At 47.3% G+C, this 16546-nt stretch carries 18 protein-coding genes, 7 tRNA genes and 1 rRNA gene; 5 read left to right on the forward strand and 21 right to left on the reverse strand.

What is annotated here, in order from left to right; genetic code table 11:
• Positions 1-98 precede the first annotated feature (98 nt).
• A complete protein-coding gene (locus HMPREF9473_RS25610) occupies positions 99-452 on the forward strand; it encodes an SdpI family protein (RefSeq protein ID WP_434061521.1) in 354 nt (117 codons plus the stop codon).
• 59 nt (positions 453-511) lie between these two features.
• Complete coding sequence (locus HMPREF9473_RS25615; protein ID WP_006783141.1) at positions 512-1273, forward strand: MerR family transcriptional regulator; 762 nt, start codon at positions 512-514, stop codon at positions 1271-1273.
• 68 nt (positions 1274-1341) lie between these two features.
• On the opposite strand, the gene HMPREF9473_RS25620 is transcribed toward HMPREF9473_RS25615, so the two are convergent.
• The 10 genes from HMPREF9473_RS25620 to HMPREF9473_RS25665 form a co-directional block, all read right to left on the reverse strand.
• A complete protein-coding gene (locus HMPREF9473_RS25620; RefSeq protein ID WP_034860224.1) occupies positions 1342-3378 on the reverse strand; it encodes a BglG family transcription antiterminator in 2037 nt (678 codons plus the stop codon).
• A 129-nt stretch (positions 3379-3507) separates the two neighbouring features.
• On the reverse strand, positions 3508-3816 hold the full coding sequence (locus HMPREF9473_RS25625) for a PTS fructose-like transporter subunit IIB (protein ID WP_006783143.1): 309 nt from the start codon (positions 3814-3816) through the stop codon (positions 3508-3510).
• Positions 3817-3834: 18 nt separating this feature from the next.
• Positions 3835-4899: a PTS fructose transporter subunit EIIC gene (locus HMPREF9473_RS25630; RefSeq protein WP_006783144.1), complete on the reverse strand. Its 1065-nt coding sequence runs from the start codon at positions 4897-4899 to the stop codon at positions 3835-3837.
• A 3-nt stretch (positions 4900-4902) separates the two neighbouring features.
• Positions 4903-5352: a PTS sugar transporter subunit IIA gene (locus tag HMPREF9473_RS25635; RefSeq protein WP_006783145.1), complete on the reverse strand. Its 450-nt coding sequence runs from the start codon at positions 5350-5352 to the stop codon at positions 4903-4905.
• A gap of 108 nt (positions 5353-5460) precedes the next feature.
• Positions 5461-6318, reverse strand: a complete 858-nt coding sequence (gene rsmI, locus HMPREF9473_RS25640) for a 16S rRNA (cytidine(1402)-2'-O)-methyltransferase (protein WP_006783146.1) — start codon at positions 6316-6318, stop codon at positions 5461-5463.
• Between the two features lie 79 nt (positions 6319-6397).
• Positions 6398-7135: a tRNA1(Val) (adenine(37)-N6)-methyltransferase gene (locus tag HMPREF9473_RS25645; RefSeq protein ID WP_006783147.1), complete on the reverse strand. Its 738-nt coding sequence runs from the start codon at positions 7133-7135 to the stop codon at positions 6398-6400.
• Entirely contained in the window at positions 7125-8033 is a 909-nt protein-coding gene (locus tag HMPREF9473_RS25650; protein WP_006783148.1) for a PSP1 domain-containing protein, read from the reverse strand. Before HMPREF9473_RS25650 ends, HMPREF9473_RS25645 begins: the two co-directional genes overlap by 11 nt.
• 4 nt (positions 8034-8037) lie before the next feature.
• A complete protein-coding gene (gene holB / locus HMPREF9473_RS25655) occupies positions 8038-9027 on the reverse strand; it encodes a DNA polymerase III subunit delta' (protein WP_006783149.1) in 990 nt (329 codons plus the stop codon).
• Between the two features lie 68 nt (positions 9028-9095).
• Entirely contained in the window at positions 9096-9770 is a 675-nt protein-coding gene (locus tag HMPREF9473_RS25660; RefSeq protein ID WP_006783150.1) for a dTMP kinase, read from the reverse strand.
• A complete protein-coding gene (locus HMPREF9473_RS25665) occupies positions 9758-11239 on the reverse strand; it encodes an aminotransferase class I/II-fold pyridoxal phosphate-dependent enzyme (protein ID WP_006783151.1) in 1482 nt (493 codons plus the stop codon). Before HMPREF9473_RS25665 ends, HMPREF9473_RS25660 begins: the two co-directional genes overlap by 13 nt.
• Positions 11240-11424: 185 nt before the next feature.
• On the opposite strand from HMPREF9473_RS25665, the gene trxA reads away from it, so the two are divergent.
• Positions 11425-11739, forward strand: coding sequence for a thioredoxin (gene trxA / locus HMPREF9473_RS25670; RefSeq protein WP_006783152.1), 315 nt, complete (start codon positions 11425-11427; stop codon positions 11737-11739).
• Positions 11740-11795: 56 nt separating this feature from the next.
• Here the strand turns inward: trxA and HMPREF9473_RS25675 are convergent, their stop codons facing one another.
• From HMPREF9473_RS25675 to HMPREF9473_RS25685, 3 genes are read right to left on the reverse strand one after another with little or no spacing between them, the layout of a single operon-like run.
• Complete coding sequence (locus HMPREF9473_RS25675; RefSeq protein WP_006783153.1) at positions 11796-13370, reverse strand: DUF4153 domain-containing protein; 1575 nt, start codon at positions 13368-13370, stop codon at positions 11796-11798.
• Positions 13370-13591, reverse strand: a complete 222-nt coding sequence (locus tag HMPREF9473_RS25680) for a helix-turn-helix domain-containing protein (RefSeq protein WP_006783154.1) — start codon at positions 13589-13591, stop codon at positions 13370-13372. The genes HMPREF9473_RS25675 and HMPREF9473_RS25680 overlap by 1 nt, the downstream gene beginning before the upstream one ends.
• A gap of 10 nt (positions 13592-13601) precedes the next feature.
• Positions 13602-14048 (reverse strand): DUF2975 domain-containing protein, encoded by a 447-nt coding sequence (locus HMPREF9473_RS25685; RefSeq protein ID WP_006783155.1) that lies wholly within the window; start codon positions 14046-14048, stop codon positions 13602-13604.
• 231 nt (positions 14049-14279) lie between these two features.
• Between HMPREF9473_RS25685 and HMPREF9473_RS25690 the strand changes: the two genes are divergently transcribed.
• Together HMPREF9473_RS25690 and HMPREF9473_RS25695 are read left to right on the forward strand one after the other, a co-directional pair.
• Positions 14280-14942 (forward strand): Crp/Fnr family transcriptional regulator, encoded by a 663-nt coding sequence (locus HMPREF9473_RS25690; protein WP_242830905.1) that lies wholly within the window; start codon positions 14280-14282, stop codon positions 14940-14942.
• 44 nt (positions 14943-14986) lie between these two features.
• Positions 14987-15217 carry a hypothetical protein gene (locus HMPREF9473_RS25695; protein ID WP_006783157.1) on the forward strand — a complete coding sequence of 77 codons (231 nt, stop codon included), beginning with the start codon at positions 14987-14989 and terminating at the stop codon, positions 15215-15217.
• 71 nt (positions 15218-15288) lie between these two features.
• On the opposite strand, the gene HMPREF9473_RS25700 is transcribed toward HMPREF9473_RS25695, so the two are convergent.
• From HMPREF9473_RS25700 to HMPREF9473_RS25735, 8 genes are all read right to left on the reverse strand, one after another.
• A tRNA-Lys gene (locus HMPREF9473_RS25700) sits at positions 15289-15361 on the reverse strand.
• 20 nt (positions 15362-15381) lie between these two features.
• A tRNA-Phe gene (locus tag HMPREF9473_RS25705) sits at positions 15382-15454 on the reverse strand.
• Between the two features lie 52 nt (positions 15455-15506).
• Positions 15507-15580 (reverse strand) — tRNA-Met (locus tag HMPREF9473_RS25710).
• Positions 15581-15640: 60 nt separating this feature from the next.
• A tRNA-Tyr gene (locus HMPREF9473_RS25715) sits at positions 15641-15722 on the reverse strand.
• Positions 15723-15746: 24 nt separating this feature from the next.
• Positions 15747-15819: transfer RNA gene (locus HMPREF9473_RS25720), tRNA-Thr, on the reverse strand.
• Positions 15820-15854: 35 nt separating this feature from the next.
• Positions 15855-15927 (reverse strand) — tRNA-Val (locus tag HMPREF9473_RS25725).
• A 23-nt stretch (positions 15928-15950) separates the two neighbouring features.
• A tRNA-Asp gene (locus HMPREF9473_RS25730) sits at positions 15951-16024 on the reverse strand.
• Between the two features lie 95 nt (positions 16025-16119).
• Positions 16120-16546 (reverse strand): 23S ribosomal RNA (locus HMPREF9473_RS25735); the annotation flags it as partial.

Here is a 16546-nt window from a genome sequence, read left to right on the forward strand (position 1 = left end):
CTACGCCCGAGAAATAATGAGTAAGACTTATTTCTCGGGTTAATTTTTAAGAAAAGATTGGAGAATATGATATGGGATTCTGGATATTTTTATTCGTCATGAATTTACTAATACCTGCAACCATGATTGGATTTGGCAAGTCCTTCCAATCACACGCCCCAAAGGAAATCAACTCCCTCTTCGGCTACCGCACCTCCATGTCCATGAAAAACAGAGACACCTGGGAATTTGCCCACCATTACTGCGGAAAACTGTGGTGGCAGCTTGGCTGGGGTGTGCTGGCCTTCACCGTCGTCTTCATGATAACCGCCCTGGGCAAAGATGACGATACGGCATCCATCTACGCAGGAATCATAAGCGCCGTCCAGATTGTCTTCCTGCTCCTGCCCATCTACTTTGTAGAAAAGGCGCTCCGGAAAAATTTTGATAAAGATGGCAAAAAACGTTTATAAAACCTGTTGACATTGACCCGATGTCATAGTTTATCCTTAGTTTCAGGAGGTAACGAAACATGGAATACACAGTGAACCATTTAGCAAAGCTGTCCGGCGTCTCGACACGCACACTGCGCTATTATGACAAGATTGGATTATTAAAACCATTACGGGTCAATTCCAACGGCTACCGGATTTACGGAGACGAGCAAATCAATCTGCTGCAGCAGATCTTATTTTACCGGGATTTGGACTTCTGCCTGGAAGACATCAAATCCATCGTCACAGCCCCGGACTTCGACCGTGAACAGGCATTGGCGGACCACTTAGTCATGCTGGAAGCGCGCAGACAGCAGATGGAACTTCTGATTCAGAATGTGAAGAAAACCATTGCCTCCATGAAAGGAGAAACTGTCATGAATGATGCAGAGAAATTTGAAGGCTTTAAAAAAGACTTCATAAAAGAAAATGAAGAAACCTACGGCCAGGAAATCCGGAACCGCTACGGTGATAAAACCGTAGACGCTTCCAACGCCAGACTGGCCGGTATGACTCAGGCCCAGTGGAATGAGACAAAACAGTTGGAAGAAACTATCGCCACCCTTTTAGTTCAGGCCGTCCAAACCGGCAGCCCCTCATCCCCCATAGCCCAGAAACTGTGTGAGACCCATAAAATCTGGCTCACCATGTTCTGGCCCGACAACACCTACACAAAAGAAGGACACTTAGCGCTGGCGGAAAGCTACGTGGCAGATGCCCGGTTTAAAGCCTACTATGACAATATCGTCGAGGGCGGCGCTGAATTCCTCCGTAACGCTCTGGCTGTCTATTGTTCCTGATAAAGACAGGCGTCCCAATCAAACGGGACGCCTGTCTTTTCATCTTCTCTTTCTACAATTTCACATCTCTACAACACTTCAAACTCACAATTCAAAATGGTCTGGTAAATCTCCTCCTCCGACTTACACCGCTCCAAATCCTGAATCAGCGATGTGGTCTTCACCATCCGCATCAGCGTCACCACCGCCGGAATATGCTCTCTGCCATCCCTGCTGGCGAGGCAGAAGATGATCTTCACCTTTTTATCCCCAAACGCCACCGGCTGCTTATTCACCAGCAGGCTGAGACTGGTCTTCTCAATCCCCTCATTCCCCTTCCCGTGAAGGAGCGCAAAGGAACCATCCGTCACCGAGTAAAATCCCTGCTTCTCAATAAAATCCAACATTCCATCCAGGTACACCCGCTCAATAAAATGGCGTTTCAACAACAGCGAAGCGCTCATTTCCACCGCCTGCTGCCAGCTGTACGTCAAATCCGTCAGCGCAATACAGTCAAACTTCAAAAAGCTGCTAAAATTCTTGGGATTATGAACCGGCTTCACCGTCTGATACCCCAGTTCCCGCTCAATCACCTCCATCACCCGCGCCCGCGTTTTCTCATCCAGAAACGTCAGCCGCTCCTCAATGGCATAATAGCTGGACAGTATGGTCTTTGTGGCGACCCCCAGGCCCTCTATCGCCTCCCTGTCCTTCGCCTGAAGAATCGGATTCACCACAATACAGGGCTTTGGCAGACTGTTGTTAAACGGAATCGTGGAAAACACAAAATCAATCCCCGCCCAGTCCGGATAAGAAGAAATCTTGTACAGCGGAATCGTATCCTTAATATGAATCTGATACTCACTGAGCAAAGACTCTTTCAGCATCGTCGTCGTTCCATACCCATGCCCGCATACCAGCAGCACCCGCTTATAAGGCGTATTCTTCATCCTACGGATACTCGCCATAAAGCAGACCGTCAGATAGACAATCTCATCCTCATTGGTAATCTCCTTCAGCGTATCCACTTCCCCGCACACCTGCTTCATCAGCCCGTACAGCTTCAGCTCCTCCGGCCCCAGCAGCGATATCATATTATCCCGAATCTCAATCCCGTCCTGAATCCTCTGAATCAGTGGAATCATATGATTCAACAGCCCTTCCACCAGCATTTTATCCTTGTCAAAGGGAAGTCCCATCTCCTGCGACATCACCGAGATTAGGGAAAATGTCACCGCCTCCGCATGAACCGGGTCCACCTTCTCGTTGATTCCCGCAAACTTATTGGTAAAATCAAACAGCTTGGCCATCAGACAGACATGCTCCTCCGTCACCGGCCGCCCGATAATCCCCTCCAGCTTCCTCGAAAACTCCCCGAACTTCTCCCTGTCAAACTCCGGCACCACCCGTAAATCCAGCGGATACTCCTTCCCATGGATGATAAACCAGATAAGCACCATAATATTGGACATATACCAGGCATAGGACGTATTGGTCAGCGTGCAGTTCAAATGCTCCAGCAGCTCATTCACCGCCAGCACCACATTGGGAATCGAAATCCCCTCAAATGCCATATGAATAATATGAATGCAGTAAAACTCATAAGAGTTATAATTCGTAAACGGATTAATCAAATAATTAATATACTTCTTAAACTCCTGGTTTAACAGCGTGATTCTCTTCCGTCTCGGCCCCTCCAGATAAAAATGGTCGCTGTACCCAATACTCAGCCCATCCTTCCGAAGCTCCTCATCCAGCGCATCCATATCATTCTTGATTGTGGACCTGGACACCTTAAACTGGCGGCTCAACTGGTTCATCTTCAACTCTTCATTCCGGAGCAGCAAAATGAGGAGCAGGACAGACATCCGCTCCTTACTGGTATATATCACTTCCGCTTCCTCTTCCAGCTCCTCCAAATCAAGCCCCTCCGGAAACACAAGCACCCCTTTTGAATGTTTTTCAATCTCCGGCAGCTTCTCCAGCGACAGAATATCATTAATCCTGTCCACATCATACCGGATACTCCGCTCCGAAACCTTCAGATTCTCCGCCATCTCTTTAAATGTGGAGGTCTGGTGCAGCTTCAGATAACGGATAATGCCAAGCATTCTCCCATTAAACATAAGTCCTTCTCCCAGGCCGGATATCCTTATCCAGCCAAACTTTTTGATAGCGGAAAGAGGAGACTGTCTCCCCATCTCCTCTTTCCACCGTTTCTTTCTCTTCTATCCTGTCAATACTCCCCGCAATCCTTACTGAAACGTATCCTGAATCTTTTTCATCACCGCGTCCGATTTCTTAATCAAATCGGAAACGCCCATCTTCAGAACCTTTTTCCCCTTAAAACGCTCAATCCCCTCAAGCGCCACATCATTGACCAGAATCACGCAGGCCGCCTCGTCGATATCCTTCTGTTTCAGCTGGTTCTCCACACCGGCGCCCCCCTGTGTCTCAATAAGAACCTCAATCCCCAGCTTCTGTCCCGCCAGTTTGAGTGCCTCTGCCGCCATATAGGTATGAGCCACTCCCGACGGACATGATGTAATTCCTACTACCTTCATTGTAATACCTCCTCTTAATTATAATTCATCAAATGAAATCTCATCCAGCCCGTCATCTTCCGCAACCTTAACAGGGCCATCATCCATATTGTTCTTCTTTAATAAGTTTACCATCAGCGCTGTCACAAGACCGCCTGCCAGAACCGCTATAATATACCAGATACGCCCCTCAACAACCGGAAGCACAATCAAACCGCCCCACGGAGCATGATTCAAAACACCTGCCAGGAATGGGATAATGTTTCCCACAACCGCACCAACAATCAGGGACGGGATAACACGCAGCGGGTCATTGGCCGCAAACGGGATAGCTCCCTCTGTGATGCCGACACAACCCATCAGAATAGCCGCCTTACCAGCCTCTTTCTCCTCCGCGTTATATTTCTTCGGAGCCAGAAGCGTTGCAATCCCCATACCGATAGGAGGAGTACAGATAGCGACTCCCACACCGCCCATCAGATAAGGAAGAGTATCCACCTGTGTCTGTGCAAACAGTGTTGCCACTTTATTGATAGGACCGCCCATATCAAATGCGGTCATAGCGCCCAGAATACTTGCCAGCGGCACCTTGCCAACATCACCAAGGCCGGACAGCCATGAAGTCAAAGCCTGCATCAAAATTGCAATCGGGCCGCCGATACCCCATACAATAATACCGCCTGTGATAAATGTACCAACCAACGGATAGATAAAAATAGAACCAAGAGTCTTCAACGAAATCGGAAGTTTAATTCTCTTTAACTGCTTTACAACCACACCTGCGATAAGACCTGCTGCCATGCCTCCCAGGAAACCCGCTCCCATGGAATTGGCCAGATACGCGCCAATCATACCGGGCGCCAGACCAGGTTTATCCGCTATGGAATAAGCTATGTAACCGCCAAGCACCGGTACAAACAATGTCAGTCCCGCAAGACCGATATCTGCAAGACCTGCCAGCCATCCGGTCTCCGGTGTCGCCGCGCCTGCCGGGTTAAACATCACCGACAGAGAAAACAGAATACCACCCGCTACGATAAACGGAATCATATGGGATGTACCCGTCAAAATATGTTTCTTTAATGTCATTAACTGCTCTTTCATCTCTTAGCCCTCCAATACCTCTGTTAAGATTGCAAATACCTGTTCTTTGCTGCTGTTTCTCAAGGATTCCCTGAATTCCTCATGCATCAGCTTCCTGGATAAGCTGGCCAGTATCTTCATGTGGGTATTCCCCGCTTCAGAAAGCGGAACCGCAATCATGATAACCAAATCAACCGTTTCCCCATCTTCCGTCCAAGCCACCGGATTCTTCGTCCTTCCGAAACACACGGACGCTTCCAGCACATGGTCGGTTTTTCCGTGGGGCAGACCCATGTCAAATCCTACATAAGTCGGTGCGATTGCTTCCCTCGCCAACACATCCTCAAAAAACTCATTCACATCTGTAATCTTACCAGCAGCATGAAGTTCCTTCACAAGAGCCATCAGAACATCCTGTTTCTCCGCTGCATCGATGTCAAACACAATACAATTTTCACTCAATAACTTACTCACTTTTGCAACCCCTCCTGTTCGTTTTCGTTTCTAGGCATATCATACCTTTAAAACTTCGAACTGAACAGTTAGAACATTTGCAAAAAGTTTTTACACAAATTTTAACCCTTAACTCTCCTTCCGGTTCATCAGATACTGGTACACATCCCGCTTGCTGATTCCCCGGTCCTTAGCCACCAGACGCATGGCTTCCTTCCGCTCAATTCCCTGGCCCTCATAAATCGCCATATGCTCTTCCATCGGCATTTCCTCCCAGGATTTCACCTGCTCGTCCTGGATATCCGCAATCCGTTTCCCCTCAATGACAATCACACACTCCCCTTTCGGTTCCTGCATCTCATACAGCTTCAGAGCGTCCTCAAACGTCGTCCGGTACGCCTCCTCATACTTCTTGGTAAGTTCCCGGCATATCGTGATGCTCCGGTTCCCCAGTGCCTCCAGAAGCTCTCCCAGCGTCCTCACAAGCCTGTGGGGAGCCTCATACACGATAATCGTCCTGGTCTCCCGCTTTAACTCCTCCAGAATCCACTGCCTGTCCTTCTTATCCGCAGGCAGAAACGCCTCAAAGCAGAATCTCCTGGTTGACAGCCCCGACAGCGTCAGCGCCGTCACACAGGCCGCAGGCCCCGGCAGGGAAGTCACCTCAATCCCGGCCTCATAACACTGCCGCACCAATTCTTCCCCAGGGTCCGAGATACCCGGAGTCCCCGCGTCCGTAACCAGCGCAATGGACACTCCCTGTCTCATCTGCTCCACCAGGTATCTCGCCTTCTCAATCTTATTAAACTCATGATAACTGGTCATCGGCGTCTTAATCTCAAAATGATTCAGCAGTTTGATACTGTGTCTCGTATCCTCCGCCGCAATCAAATCCACCTCCTCCAGCGTCTTCAGCACCCGGAGTGTAATATCATCCAGATTCCCGATGGGTGTCGCACATAAATATAGTTTCCCTGCATTTTCCACGTTTACAAACCTGCTTTCATTCTAAACTGCCGCCAAAAATTTTGGCATTCCCATTCCTCACCAACAATCACCAAACACCTTAATACCCATAGATATCATAAATCTCATCCGTATACACACCCTGCTCTTTGTATACAATAATCGGCGCTTCCAGCTTCATCATCGGCTTCCCGCCGCGCACCGCCTCAATCAGCACCATATTGGCATCCTTGTCCACATAAGGATGCACAAACTTCATCCGCTTCGGCTCCAGCTTATGCTTCGTCAATGCCGTGATAATCTCGATCAGCCGGTGTGGCCTGTGAACCATATAAAACCGTCCTCCCGGCCTCAAAAGCCTCGAAGCCTCCCGCACCACGTCCTCCAGCGTACAAAGCACCTCATGCCTCGATATGGCCTTCTGCATATCCGGGTTCTTGAGCCCATGGGCATCATTCATATAAGGGGGATTCGATGTCACCACATCAAAAGAAGCCAAGCCAAACAGCCGGCTGGCTTCTTTTATATCCCCTGTTATAATCTCAATCTTATCTTCCAGATGATTGTATAAAACGCTTCTGGCGGCCATATCCGCCATCTCCTCCTGAATCTCTAGCCCGGTAAAATGCTTCCCGTCCGTCTTCGCCTCCAGAAGAATCGGAATGATGCCCGTCCCCGTTCCCAGATCCAGCGCCCGCTCCCCATCCTTCACCTGTGCAAATCCCGACAGCAGCACCGCATCCATCCCGAAACAGAACCCGTCCGTCTTCTGGATAATCCGGTAACCATTCCGCTGCAAATCATCAAAGCGCTCATTGTCTTTTAGATTAATTGTCATCTAACTTGGATTTTCCTTCCTTTTTTTCAAGAGCTTCCAGTTTCTTAAGCTCATCGTCCACATGGACCTTCTCTTTCTTGCGTTTCGGTCGGAACTTCAGCTGCTCCACTTTGTACTCGCGGATTTCCTTCTCGTCCCTATCAACCGTCACCACGACCTTCACCAGCTGTCTGAGCACATTCACTCCGTGAACCTCCCCTTTCAGCCCGTCGTCCGTGGTCACATAATCGCCAATTCCCGGCAGCTTGCTGTTTAAATACTCATAAGTCTCTTCCTCATTCTTCAGACAGCACATCAGCCTTCCACACACGCCCGATATCTTCGTCGGGTTCAGAGAAAGATTCTGCTCCTTCGCCATCTTAATCGAAACCGGAATAAACTCCGACAGATAAGAGTGGCAGCACAGCGCACGGCCGCACACACCGACTCCGCCTACAATCTTCGTCTCATCCCTGACACCCACCTGACGCAACTCAATCCTGGTCTTAAACACCGCCGCCAAATCCTTCACCAGCTCCCGGAAATCAATTCTCCCATCCGCTGTGAAATAGAACAGCACCTTGTTATTGTCAAACGTATATTCCACATCAATCAGCTTCATCTCCAGATTGTGCTTCCTGATTTTCTCCAGACATACCTTGAACGCTTCTTTTTCTTTTTTCTTATTGCTGCTCTCCGTGGCCTCATCCTCCGCATTCGCCATCCGAATCACGGACTTTAACGGCTGTACCACCTTGTTGTCCTCCACCTCACGGCTTCCCAGCACAACAAACCCATATTCAATCCCCCGGGCCGTCTCCACAATCACATGGTCCCCGGACTTAATATCAAATTTCCCCGGCGCAAAATAATAAATCTTGCCCGCATTTCTAAATCTCACTCCAATTACTTTCGTCATGTATCTAGTTCTCCTTCATAGCCAGCAGCATCAGCTCCATGGCTAATTCAAAATTAACATTCGCATCCAGCCGGACTCTCGCCTTGTCAATGGCCTGTAACACGTTCTCAAATCCGTCATAACCCGTATTCTTACTCATCTCATTGATGATCGTATACTCATCCTTAAAAATCAGCAGATTAGCGTCATTGGTCACCTTAAACATCAACGCATCCCGATACCATATCTGCATGAAATCCAGACACTCGTAGATATCCAGATTCTCATCCTTCAGCTTGCGGATATAATCCAGCAGCTCCGAGATATCCATATCCCTCACGTGCTTCAGCAAAAACAACACCGAGTCATACAACACCCGGAATTCCTCCGAGCTTGCCAGCTTGATGGCCTTCCCTAAGTTCCCCCTGGAAAATGCCGCGTAAAGCTCCGCATTATTCTCCGATACTCCCATATTTCCAACCAGGTACCCCTTCACCACATTGTCCGGAAGCGGCCTCAATTTCAACTGCACGCACCTGGACAAAATCGTCGGAAGAAATGCATCCGGATTGGTAGTCAGCAGAATAATTACCGCGTAAGCCGGCGGTTCCTCAATCGTCTTGAGCAGCGCGTTCTGCGCCTGCACGGTCATCTTCTCCGCCTCGTCCACAATATATATCTTATAATAACTGCTGTACGGCCGTATCATAATCGTATCATTAATCTGTTCCCTGATATCATCCACACCGATACTGGCCGGCTTCTCATGGTGAACATATACCAAATCAGGATGGTTGCCGGACAACACCTGCTTGCAGGCGTGGCACTCCATACACGGCTGGCTCTTCCCCTTCTCACAGAGCAGTGTCAGGGCAAATGCATTGGCCAGCGACTTCCTCCCCATACCGGCCTCTCCAGACAGGATATATGCATGAGAAACCTTCTGGGCCTCAATCGCCTTCTGGAAATGCTCTTTTATCATCTCATGTCCTAAAATGTCCTGAAAAACAAGCATGGTACGTCCTCCTGATTTTACCTATACTCGATAAGTATATCACATTATCAAAACTCTGTATAGAAAAACTAATCATCTAAATGCTGGCAGATAATCTCATGAATCGCCTCAATGGACTTCATCCGCCCTTCCTCGTCACAGCAGGGGATTCTATCCCACCCATACCGCTCTCCAAGCAGAAGACTGTTCTCGTAAGACTTAATCAAAAACTCCGGATTAGACTCATGAATATCCTTCTCCGCCTCGTGGGTAAATTTATTCTCCCGGTCCCTCATCAGCCGGAACGTGGTATCCGGATTCACATCCAGGAAAAACACCTTGTCCGGCACCGGAAGCCCGCCTTTTACAAACTCAAAATCATACTCCCAGTCCAGGAATTTCAGTTTCTCTTCCCGTCCCTCAATCTTGGCCGTCTGATGCAGCATATTGCTGGTCACATAGCGGTCGCAGATAACAATGTTGTTCTCATCCGCCTCATAAAACTCTTTCCAGTCTTTAATATAAGAGGCAAACCTGTCCACCGCAAAAAATGACGACGCCACATAAGCATTTACCGCAAACGCGTCATCCCCAAACTCCTTCCCCAGATACATCTTCACCAGAGAAGAGGACGGACTGTCATAGTTGGGATAAGTCACCATCCGCACCTGCCGCCCTGCCGCCTTCAGATACTCATACAATAATGCTGTCTGTGTTGCCTTCCCACTCCCGTCACTGCCCTCTATCACAATTACTTTTCCCATATTTCCTTCTCCTTTATCACTTCTATCCTATTAAGACTCTCATCCTTCAAACCCTGAACCGCCAGCCCCATCTTCTGATACCGTCTGACCGTCTCAATCAATTCCCGGTTCAGCACCTCTCCCGGCGCAACTATCGGAATACCCGGCGGATAAACATAGATATATTCCCCGGAAATTCTTCCGGCGCTGTCCTCAAGCGGCACCGTTGTCTTCCCACTGCTCACCGCATCGTATATCGTCATCCTGATTTCCGGCGAACATGACGCTGCTTCCTCCAGCACATTCCGCTCACCAGGCCGCGCCAGTCTCTCATCTTCCGCCACGCCTAACTCCGCGTCTATTTCCAGCAAAGCATCTCTCAGCCGTCCAAGCCCCTCATCCGTGTCCATAACCGAAAGAATTGCCGTCACATAAGTGTCCGTACACATTTCCATCTCCAGATGATACTTTGACCTCAAAATCTCATCCAGTTCCGCCCCGCTTATACTCGTTCCAACCGTAGAAATAATCAGCTTCGTGATATCTAAATCATAGACACCCGCTGTCCCAACCACCTCTGGTCCCATTATCGATAAATGTTCCAGCTGTGCCAGTTCCTCCCGCAGTCTCCTCACCTTAAAGAGCAGTTCCTCCATCCTCGCACGTCCATCCCCTTCCATGTACCGGATACAGTTCTCAATCCCGGCCATAAACAGGTACGAAGGGCTGCTGCTCTGATAGATATGCAGATACCGCTCAATCTTCTCCACATCCACATATCCTTCCTTCACATGAAGCATCGCAGTCTGGGTAAAGGACGGCAGTGTCTTATGCACGCTCTGAATCACCACATCCGCTCCCAGTTCCAGCGCCGACACCGGCAAATCCTTCCCATAACGGAAATGTGCTCCATGAGCCTCATCCACAATCAATGGAATTGCGTATTTGTGACAAATATTTGCAATAGTTTTAATATCCGATACAATTCCATCATAAGTAGGAGAAACGACAAAAACTGCGGAGATTTCCACATTAGTTTTCAACATATCCTCCATTTCGTCAGGAAGTAATCCACCTTGTACACAGGTATTCTCCAACAATTGTGGATAAATGTACTTTGCCCGCAAATGATTGAGGAAAACCCCGTGATATGCCGATTTATGGCAATTCCTGCTCATGAGAATTGTGTCTGAATTGTCTGTCGTCCCACAGATGGCGCTTAAAATCCCACAGCTGCTCCCATTCACCAGATAATAAGTCCTATCTGCCCCATAAACTTTCGCCGCCCACTCCATGGATTCCTTCAAAATCCCCTCCGGATGGTGCAGATTATCAAACCCGTCAACCTCCGTGATATCAATCGAAAACGGATTGGGAAATTCCCTCGAAAACGCCTCATCTATCCGCCTCTTATGCCCCGGCATATGAAACGGATACATATCCGACTCCCCATATTCTTTTAAACGCTCCAAAAGCCCGGAATCCTTCATATCCACCATACTCCTCTTTCCTACCTGCCATTGTAGCATAAAGAAAAGAGGTTCGTCAAAACATTCATTTACCGTTATGTAACTTAGTCACAGAAATAGATTTCCTATTGTGTTATAGTAATACCAGAAATTGAGAAAACTAATAACCAGAAATAAAAATCTATGTATTTATGGAGGGAAATAATATGGCATTAGAACATTTAAATCAGGGTAACTTTGACACAACCATCCAGTCCTACGACGGATTCACCGTAGTTGATTTCTTCGCCACCTGGTGCGGACCATGTAAAATGTTTACACCAATCCTGGAAACCGCAGCACAGAAGATGCCTGACGTTCACTTTTACAAAGTAGACATCGACGCCGATATGTCGTTGGCAGAGCGCTACCGCATCATGACCGTACCGACACTGCTTATATTTAAAGGCGGCCAGCTGGTAGACCAGTCCGTAGGCGTTATCTCTGAGCAGCAGCTTCAGAGCATTCTTGACAGACATTAATAAATCAGTACCTAATAGGAAAATCCCTTTTGCCATCATCGACAAAAGGGTATTTTTTATTGATACTGTTTTGCTTTTGCATAAGAGAAATTATAAGTTCTCCAGGACATCTCCTTATGACTCCAGGCCAAATAATTTTGTACATTCCCATATTCATCCCATTTGCTTCCAATCAGTTTTGATACCTCCGGAGCAGCATCCGCCGACAAGTGGGTGAGATAATATACCGAATCATAGCTTAATTCTGCTTCATGACTCATATTATACCTTGCAATAATGAAATCCGGCTTTGACCATGCAAGTGCAAAATAAGCTGCTGAAATTACTACAATACAGTACCGAAACAGCGGAAAATCATTCCGGTATATAATCATCAGCACCCCAGCCATCAAGACCGCCAGAACCGCCAAAAACCATAAAACCAGTATCCTCAGTAGTGTCAGATGATACTCTGAGATATACAACATCATCCGGTATCCCGCAGAGGCCATCATCACGTAGGTACAGAGACTGATGATAGTCAGCACCACATTTAAAACCCTGTTTTTCTTAAAGTATTTCAGACACAGAAGTACCAGCACCAGATTCAACAGTGACACAAAGACCAGCTGGAAGAATCCCTGTCTCGCATACTCCGAGTATGTCATATCATCCGGCAGTACTCCCTTTCCCATAAAGAGATACACAATCTGAATTCCACAGAACATCACGTACAAAACTCCCACAAGGCCCATCGCTGTGATAGCCACGATTGGCTCCTGTTTTCTCCTGTCCTCAACCTCCTCGCGGATTCCCTTCCTGCTTACCTCACAGATAATACAGTAAAAGGCCACAACACCAAACAATGTTTTCGCCACAACACCAATCACCGTAGACGGCTTCAGGAACGTATCCAGAAACGTAGTGAGAATATTCTGGAACACCATATCTGCTTCCGACAGCAGTATCGTAAGAATCGATACCAGCGGAATTGCCACTACCACACCGAACAGCACCAGAACCACATTCCGGCTCTTTTGATTTTTCAGTGACTTTACATAGGACGCACAATGTTTAAATGGATATCCCAAAGCACAGACAATCCGAAACAGAAACTGAAAAATAGTACAGAAATATTTTCCAATATTCCACGCATCGTCTTCATAAAACTGGTGAAGCCAGAACACCCACCAAAGCAGCAATACCGCCTGCTTATTAAAAAAGATAAAGAAATAGCTGGCTGTCCGGCAAGTGGAAATACTGATAAGAAGTGATAAAGCAGCCAAATAATAAGACCATTTTTTTATCGGCATATTCATTTTCTTTAAAACCAGATACGCCATCCCATAACTGACAGCTGTAAACACCGGCACCAGAATTCCCGACGTGTTCTTATACAGGCAGAGAGAGTAAATGATCCCGTATGCTAGACTGAGCAGCCCATAATATCCAAACTGTTCTCCCACTACCTTAACACAGGCTTCCTGCCTCTCATTTTCCCGCTTCAGAGCTTCCTGCTCTTCCTTCCTGGCCAGATTCCTCTGGTTTATCATCTCCTGCTCCGGACTGACCGGCGGTACGGAAGTTTCCGCTTCCGGTGCAGATACTGCCGGCTCAACATTCTGATTTCCATTCATCGTTTCCTCATTCATCACGTTTCCTCCTCTCCATCATCCACATACTGCAAAATATCTCCCGGCTGGCAATCCAGGGCTTTGCAGATTGCCTCCAGCGTCGTAAACCTAATTGCCTTTGCCTTATTGTTCTTTAAAATTGACAGGTTCGCCATAGTGATATCCACCTCATTCGACAGCTCCGTCAGGCCCATCTTTCTCCTGGCCATCATCACATCCAAATTAACAACAATCCCCACAGCCTACCTCCTATATGGTCAAATCATTTTCCTGTTTATACCGGATGGCTTCCCCAAACACCTGGGCCAGCACAATGCTGAACAGTCCGGCAACTGAAAATACAATCAATATCACAATGGTGGCAGGTGTAGGAGACAGTGGCAGACGCACGACCGACATGGCTCCTATCAAAAAAGCACATTTACTCATCACCTTTAAAGAAACCACATTGCTATCCACAAATGCATCCTCATTCAGCACAGTTATAAACATTTTTCTCAATTCATACACAATCCTGATACAGAACACACCGGATATCATATATACCACACACTGGGGAATATAGTATTTCCGATAAACCTCAATATAGAATCCCACATAATGAAACGCAACTGGAATCATAATTGTCAAAATAATTCCTGCATAAAACATCATATCCAGCAATCGTTTTGTAAACCTTACCAGCCCATTATTCATAACAACCTCCTGTAATCACACCAAATTTTTCCATATCCTTAATTGCACTATATCATATGATTTTCTACTTTTCAATATATTATTATTGTTTTTCGATAAATTAATATTGATATATAGTAAATATTAAGAAATATTTTATCTTTATCTCCGATGATTGCATATCTTACCAATATCAGTTAAACTATAAACAGACGACAATTTATTCGAACAGAAAAGAGTATGACTATGACTATGAAAGAATTATTAAGCACCCATTATCCCTTCTGGAACCATTTAAGCGAAGAGGAACAGCAAGCTTTCGTAACCTGCTCCACGATTCAGGAATACAAAAAAGGAAATCTTCTTCAGGATAAACACCATCACTGCCTGGGCATCTTTCTCGTGCAGTCCGGACAAGTGCGTGTCTACATCCAATCAGATGAAGGAAGGGAGATTACCCTGTTCCGCATCAACCCCAACGAGATATGCACGCTGTCAGCCGGCTGTGTCATGGAAGAAATCTCTTTTGAAATCATGATGGAAGCCACTGAGGACTCCGTCCTCCTTATCTCCGGAACCCCATGTCTGCGCCGCCTGATGGGCAGCAACCTCTACATGGAAAATTATATTTACAAGCACATTGCCGAGCATTTCTCCGACGTGATGTGGGCCATCTCCGAGATACTGTTCAAAAGCTTTGACAAACGTCTGGCCGGATATCTGGAGGATGAAAAACTCAACCGCAAATCCACCACCATCCAGGCCACCCACGATGAGATAGCCAAAGAACTGGGCAGCGCAAGGGAAGTTGTATCACGGATGTTGAAATATTTTGAAAAAGAAGGTATTGTCTCCCTCTCCCGGGGAACCATCCAGATAACCAATGAGGCAAAGCTGAGAGCCCTGGCCCTATAATCAGGGCATCGATAATAGATATCAGAAAAGAGGCAGGATAAAACATGAGAACCATCGAATTCAAAATGGAACGTCAGGGCCTGGTCGAAATAGGCCAGGAAGTGGAGGTCACAGAGCGGGTAGGCACCAGCAGCTGCAGCTACATCATAGAGCCCGCAGTTGCCATGTCCGGCTGCTATACCGGCCGTGACCGCATCAAATCCACCCACGGCATCGTGAAGGACATCAAAAACAATGACCGCGGCTACTACGTCATCGTAGACTTTGATGAGTAATACACAAATGACCGCATCACAAAAAAGGCAGAATTCCTTACATTTGCAAGGAATTCTGCCTTCTACATTGCTGAGACATCGGGGATTCGAACCCCGGACAACTTGATTAAAAGTCAAGTGCTCTACCGACTGAGCTAATATCCCATATTATTTAATTAAAAATATGCCTTGGACCGGAATCGAACCAGTGACACGAGGATTTTCAGTCCTCTGCTCTACCAACTGAGCTACCAAGGCACGTTCATGCATGTCCATCCAATGTTCAAAAAACAAAGGGTTACATGCGAAATTGCGGGGGCAGGATTTGAACCTACGACCTTCGGGTTATGAGCCCGACGAGCTTCCAGACTGCTCCACCCCGCGACAATTATAAAATTATTATATGCAGCAAACTTAGATTTTATGACTCCAGTTTGTTGCGAGTGGGGGAAGGTGGATTCGAACCACCGAAAGCACAGCTAACAGATTTACAGTCTGCCCCCTTTGGCCACTCGGGAATTCCCCCATGATGTCCTATTGTTTAGAACAAAGCCGATGATCGGACTCGAACCGATAACCTGCTGATTACAAATCAGCTGCTCTGCCAATTGAGCCACATCGGCATTATCATGCCTTGTTCAGTTATTTACATAAGGAATGGGACCTATAGGGCTCGAACCTATGACCCTCTGCTTGTAAGGCAGATGCTCTCCCAGCTGAGCTAAGATCCCTCAATCATATATTCCATTACAAACGACCCGGATGGGACTCGAACCCACGACCTCCGCCGTGACAGGGCGGCGCTCTAACCAACTGAGCCACCAGGCCAAACCTAAAGGTTTATGTCACAAAACATATACCCTCAAAACCACACATTGCTATATACCTTATCATCCGTTCTTACTTCCTCTACCTAAACCAACTTGGTTAAGCCCTCGACCTATTAGTAACAGTCAGCTACACATGTTGCCATGCTTCCACCTCTGCCCTATCTACCTCGTCGTCTTCAAGGGGTCTTACTACTTGCGTATGGGATATCTCATCTTGAGGGGGGCTTCACGCTTAGATGCCTTCAGCGTTTATCCCTTCCCGACTTGGCTACTCTGCCATAGACTTGATAGTCTAACAGATACACCAGAGGTCAGTCCATCCCGGTCCTCTCGTACTAAGGACAGCTCCTCTCAAATATCCTACGCCCACGCCGGATAGGGACCGAACTGTCTCACGACGTTCTGAACCCAGCTCGCGTACCGCTTTAATGGGCGAACAGCCCAACCCTTGGGACCTACTTCAGCCCCAGGATGCGATGAGCCGACATCGAGGTGCCAAACCACTCCGTCGATGTGAACT

Source organism: Hungatella hathewayi WAL-18680 (genome assembly GCF_000235505.1).
GTDB classification, from domain to species: Bacteria; Bacillota; Clostridia; order Lachnospirales; family Lachnospiraceae; genus Hungatella_A; species Hungatella_A hathewayi_A.

Excerpts from the sequence above, each read along its gene's own strand:
- HMPREF9473_RS25650 (WP_006783148.1), bottom strand. The coding sequence starts at position 8,033 with ATGACGAAAGTAATTGGAGTGAGATTTAGAAATGCGGGCAAGATTTAT.
- HMPREF9473_RS25685 (WP_006783155.1), bottom strand. The coding sequence starts at position 14,048 with ATGAATAATGGGCTGGTAAGGTTTACAAAACGATTGCTGGATATGATG.
- HMPREF9473_RS25675 (WP_006783153.1), bottom strand. The coding sequence starts at position 13,370 with ATGAATGAGGAAACGATGAATGGAAATCAGAATGTTGAGCCGGCAGTA.
- HMPREF9473_RS25630 (WP_006783144.1), bottom strand. The coding sequence starts at position 4,899 with ATGAAAGAGCAGTTAATGACATTAAAGAAACATATTTTGACGGGTACA.
- HMPREF9473_RS25610 (WP_434061521.1), top strand. The coding sequence starts at position 99 with ATGAATTTACTAATACCTGCAACCATGATTGGATTTGGCAAGTCCTTC.
- HMPREF9473_RS25620 (WP_034860224.1), bottom strand. The coding sequence starts at position 3,378 with ATGTTTAATGGGAGAATGCTTGGCATTATCCGTTATCTGAAGCTGCAC.
- holB (WP_006783149.1), bottom strand. The coding sequence starts at position 9,027 with ATGCTTGTTTTTCAGGACATTTTAGGACATGAGATGATAAAAGAGCAT.
- HMPREF9473_RS25690 (WP_242830905.1), top strand. The coding sequence starts at position 14,280 with ATGAAAGAATTATTAAGCACCCATTATCCCTTCTGGAACCATTTAAGC.
- HMPREF9473_RS25615 (WP_006783141.1), top strand. The coding sequence starts at position 512 with ATGGAATACACAGTGAACCATTTAGCAAAGCTGTCCGGCGTCTCGACA.
- HMPREF9473_RS25695 (WP_006783157.1), top strand. The coding sequence starts at position 14,987 with ATGAGAACCATCGAATTCAAAATGGAACGTCAGGGCCTGGTCGAAATA.
- HMPREF9473_RS25645 (WP_006783147.1), bottom strand. The coding sequence starts at position 7,135 with ATGACAATTAATCTAAAAGACAATGAGCGCTTTGATGATTTGCAGCGG.
- HMPREF9473_RS25660 (WP_006783150.1), bottom strand. The coding sequence starts at position 9,770 with ATGGGAAAAGTAATTGTGATAGAGGGCAGTGACGGGAGTGGGAAGGCA.
- trxA (WP_006783152.1), top strand. The coding sequence starts at position 11,425 with ATGGCATTAGAACATTTAAATCAGGGTAACTTTGACACAACCATCCAG.
- HMPREF9473_RS25625 (WP_006783143.1), bottom strand. The coding sequence starts at position 3,816 with ATGAAGGTAGTAGGAATTACATCATGTCCGTCGGGAGTGGCTCATACC.
- HMPREF9473_RS25665 (WP_006783151.1), bottom strand. The coding sequence starts at position 11,239 with ATGAAGGATTCCGGGCTTTTGGAGCGTTTAAAAGAATATGGGGAGTCG.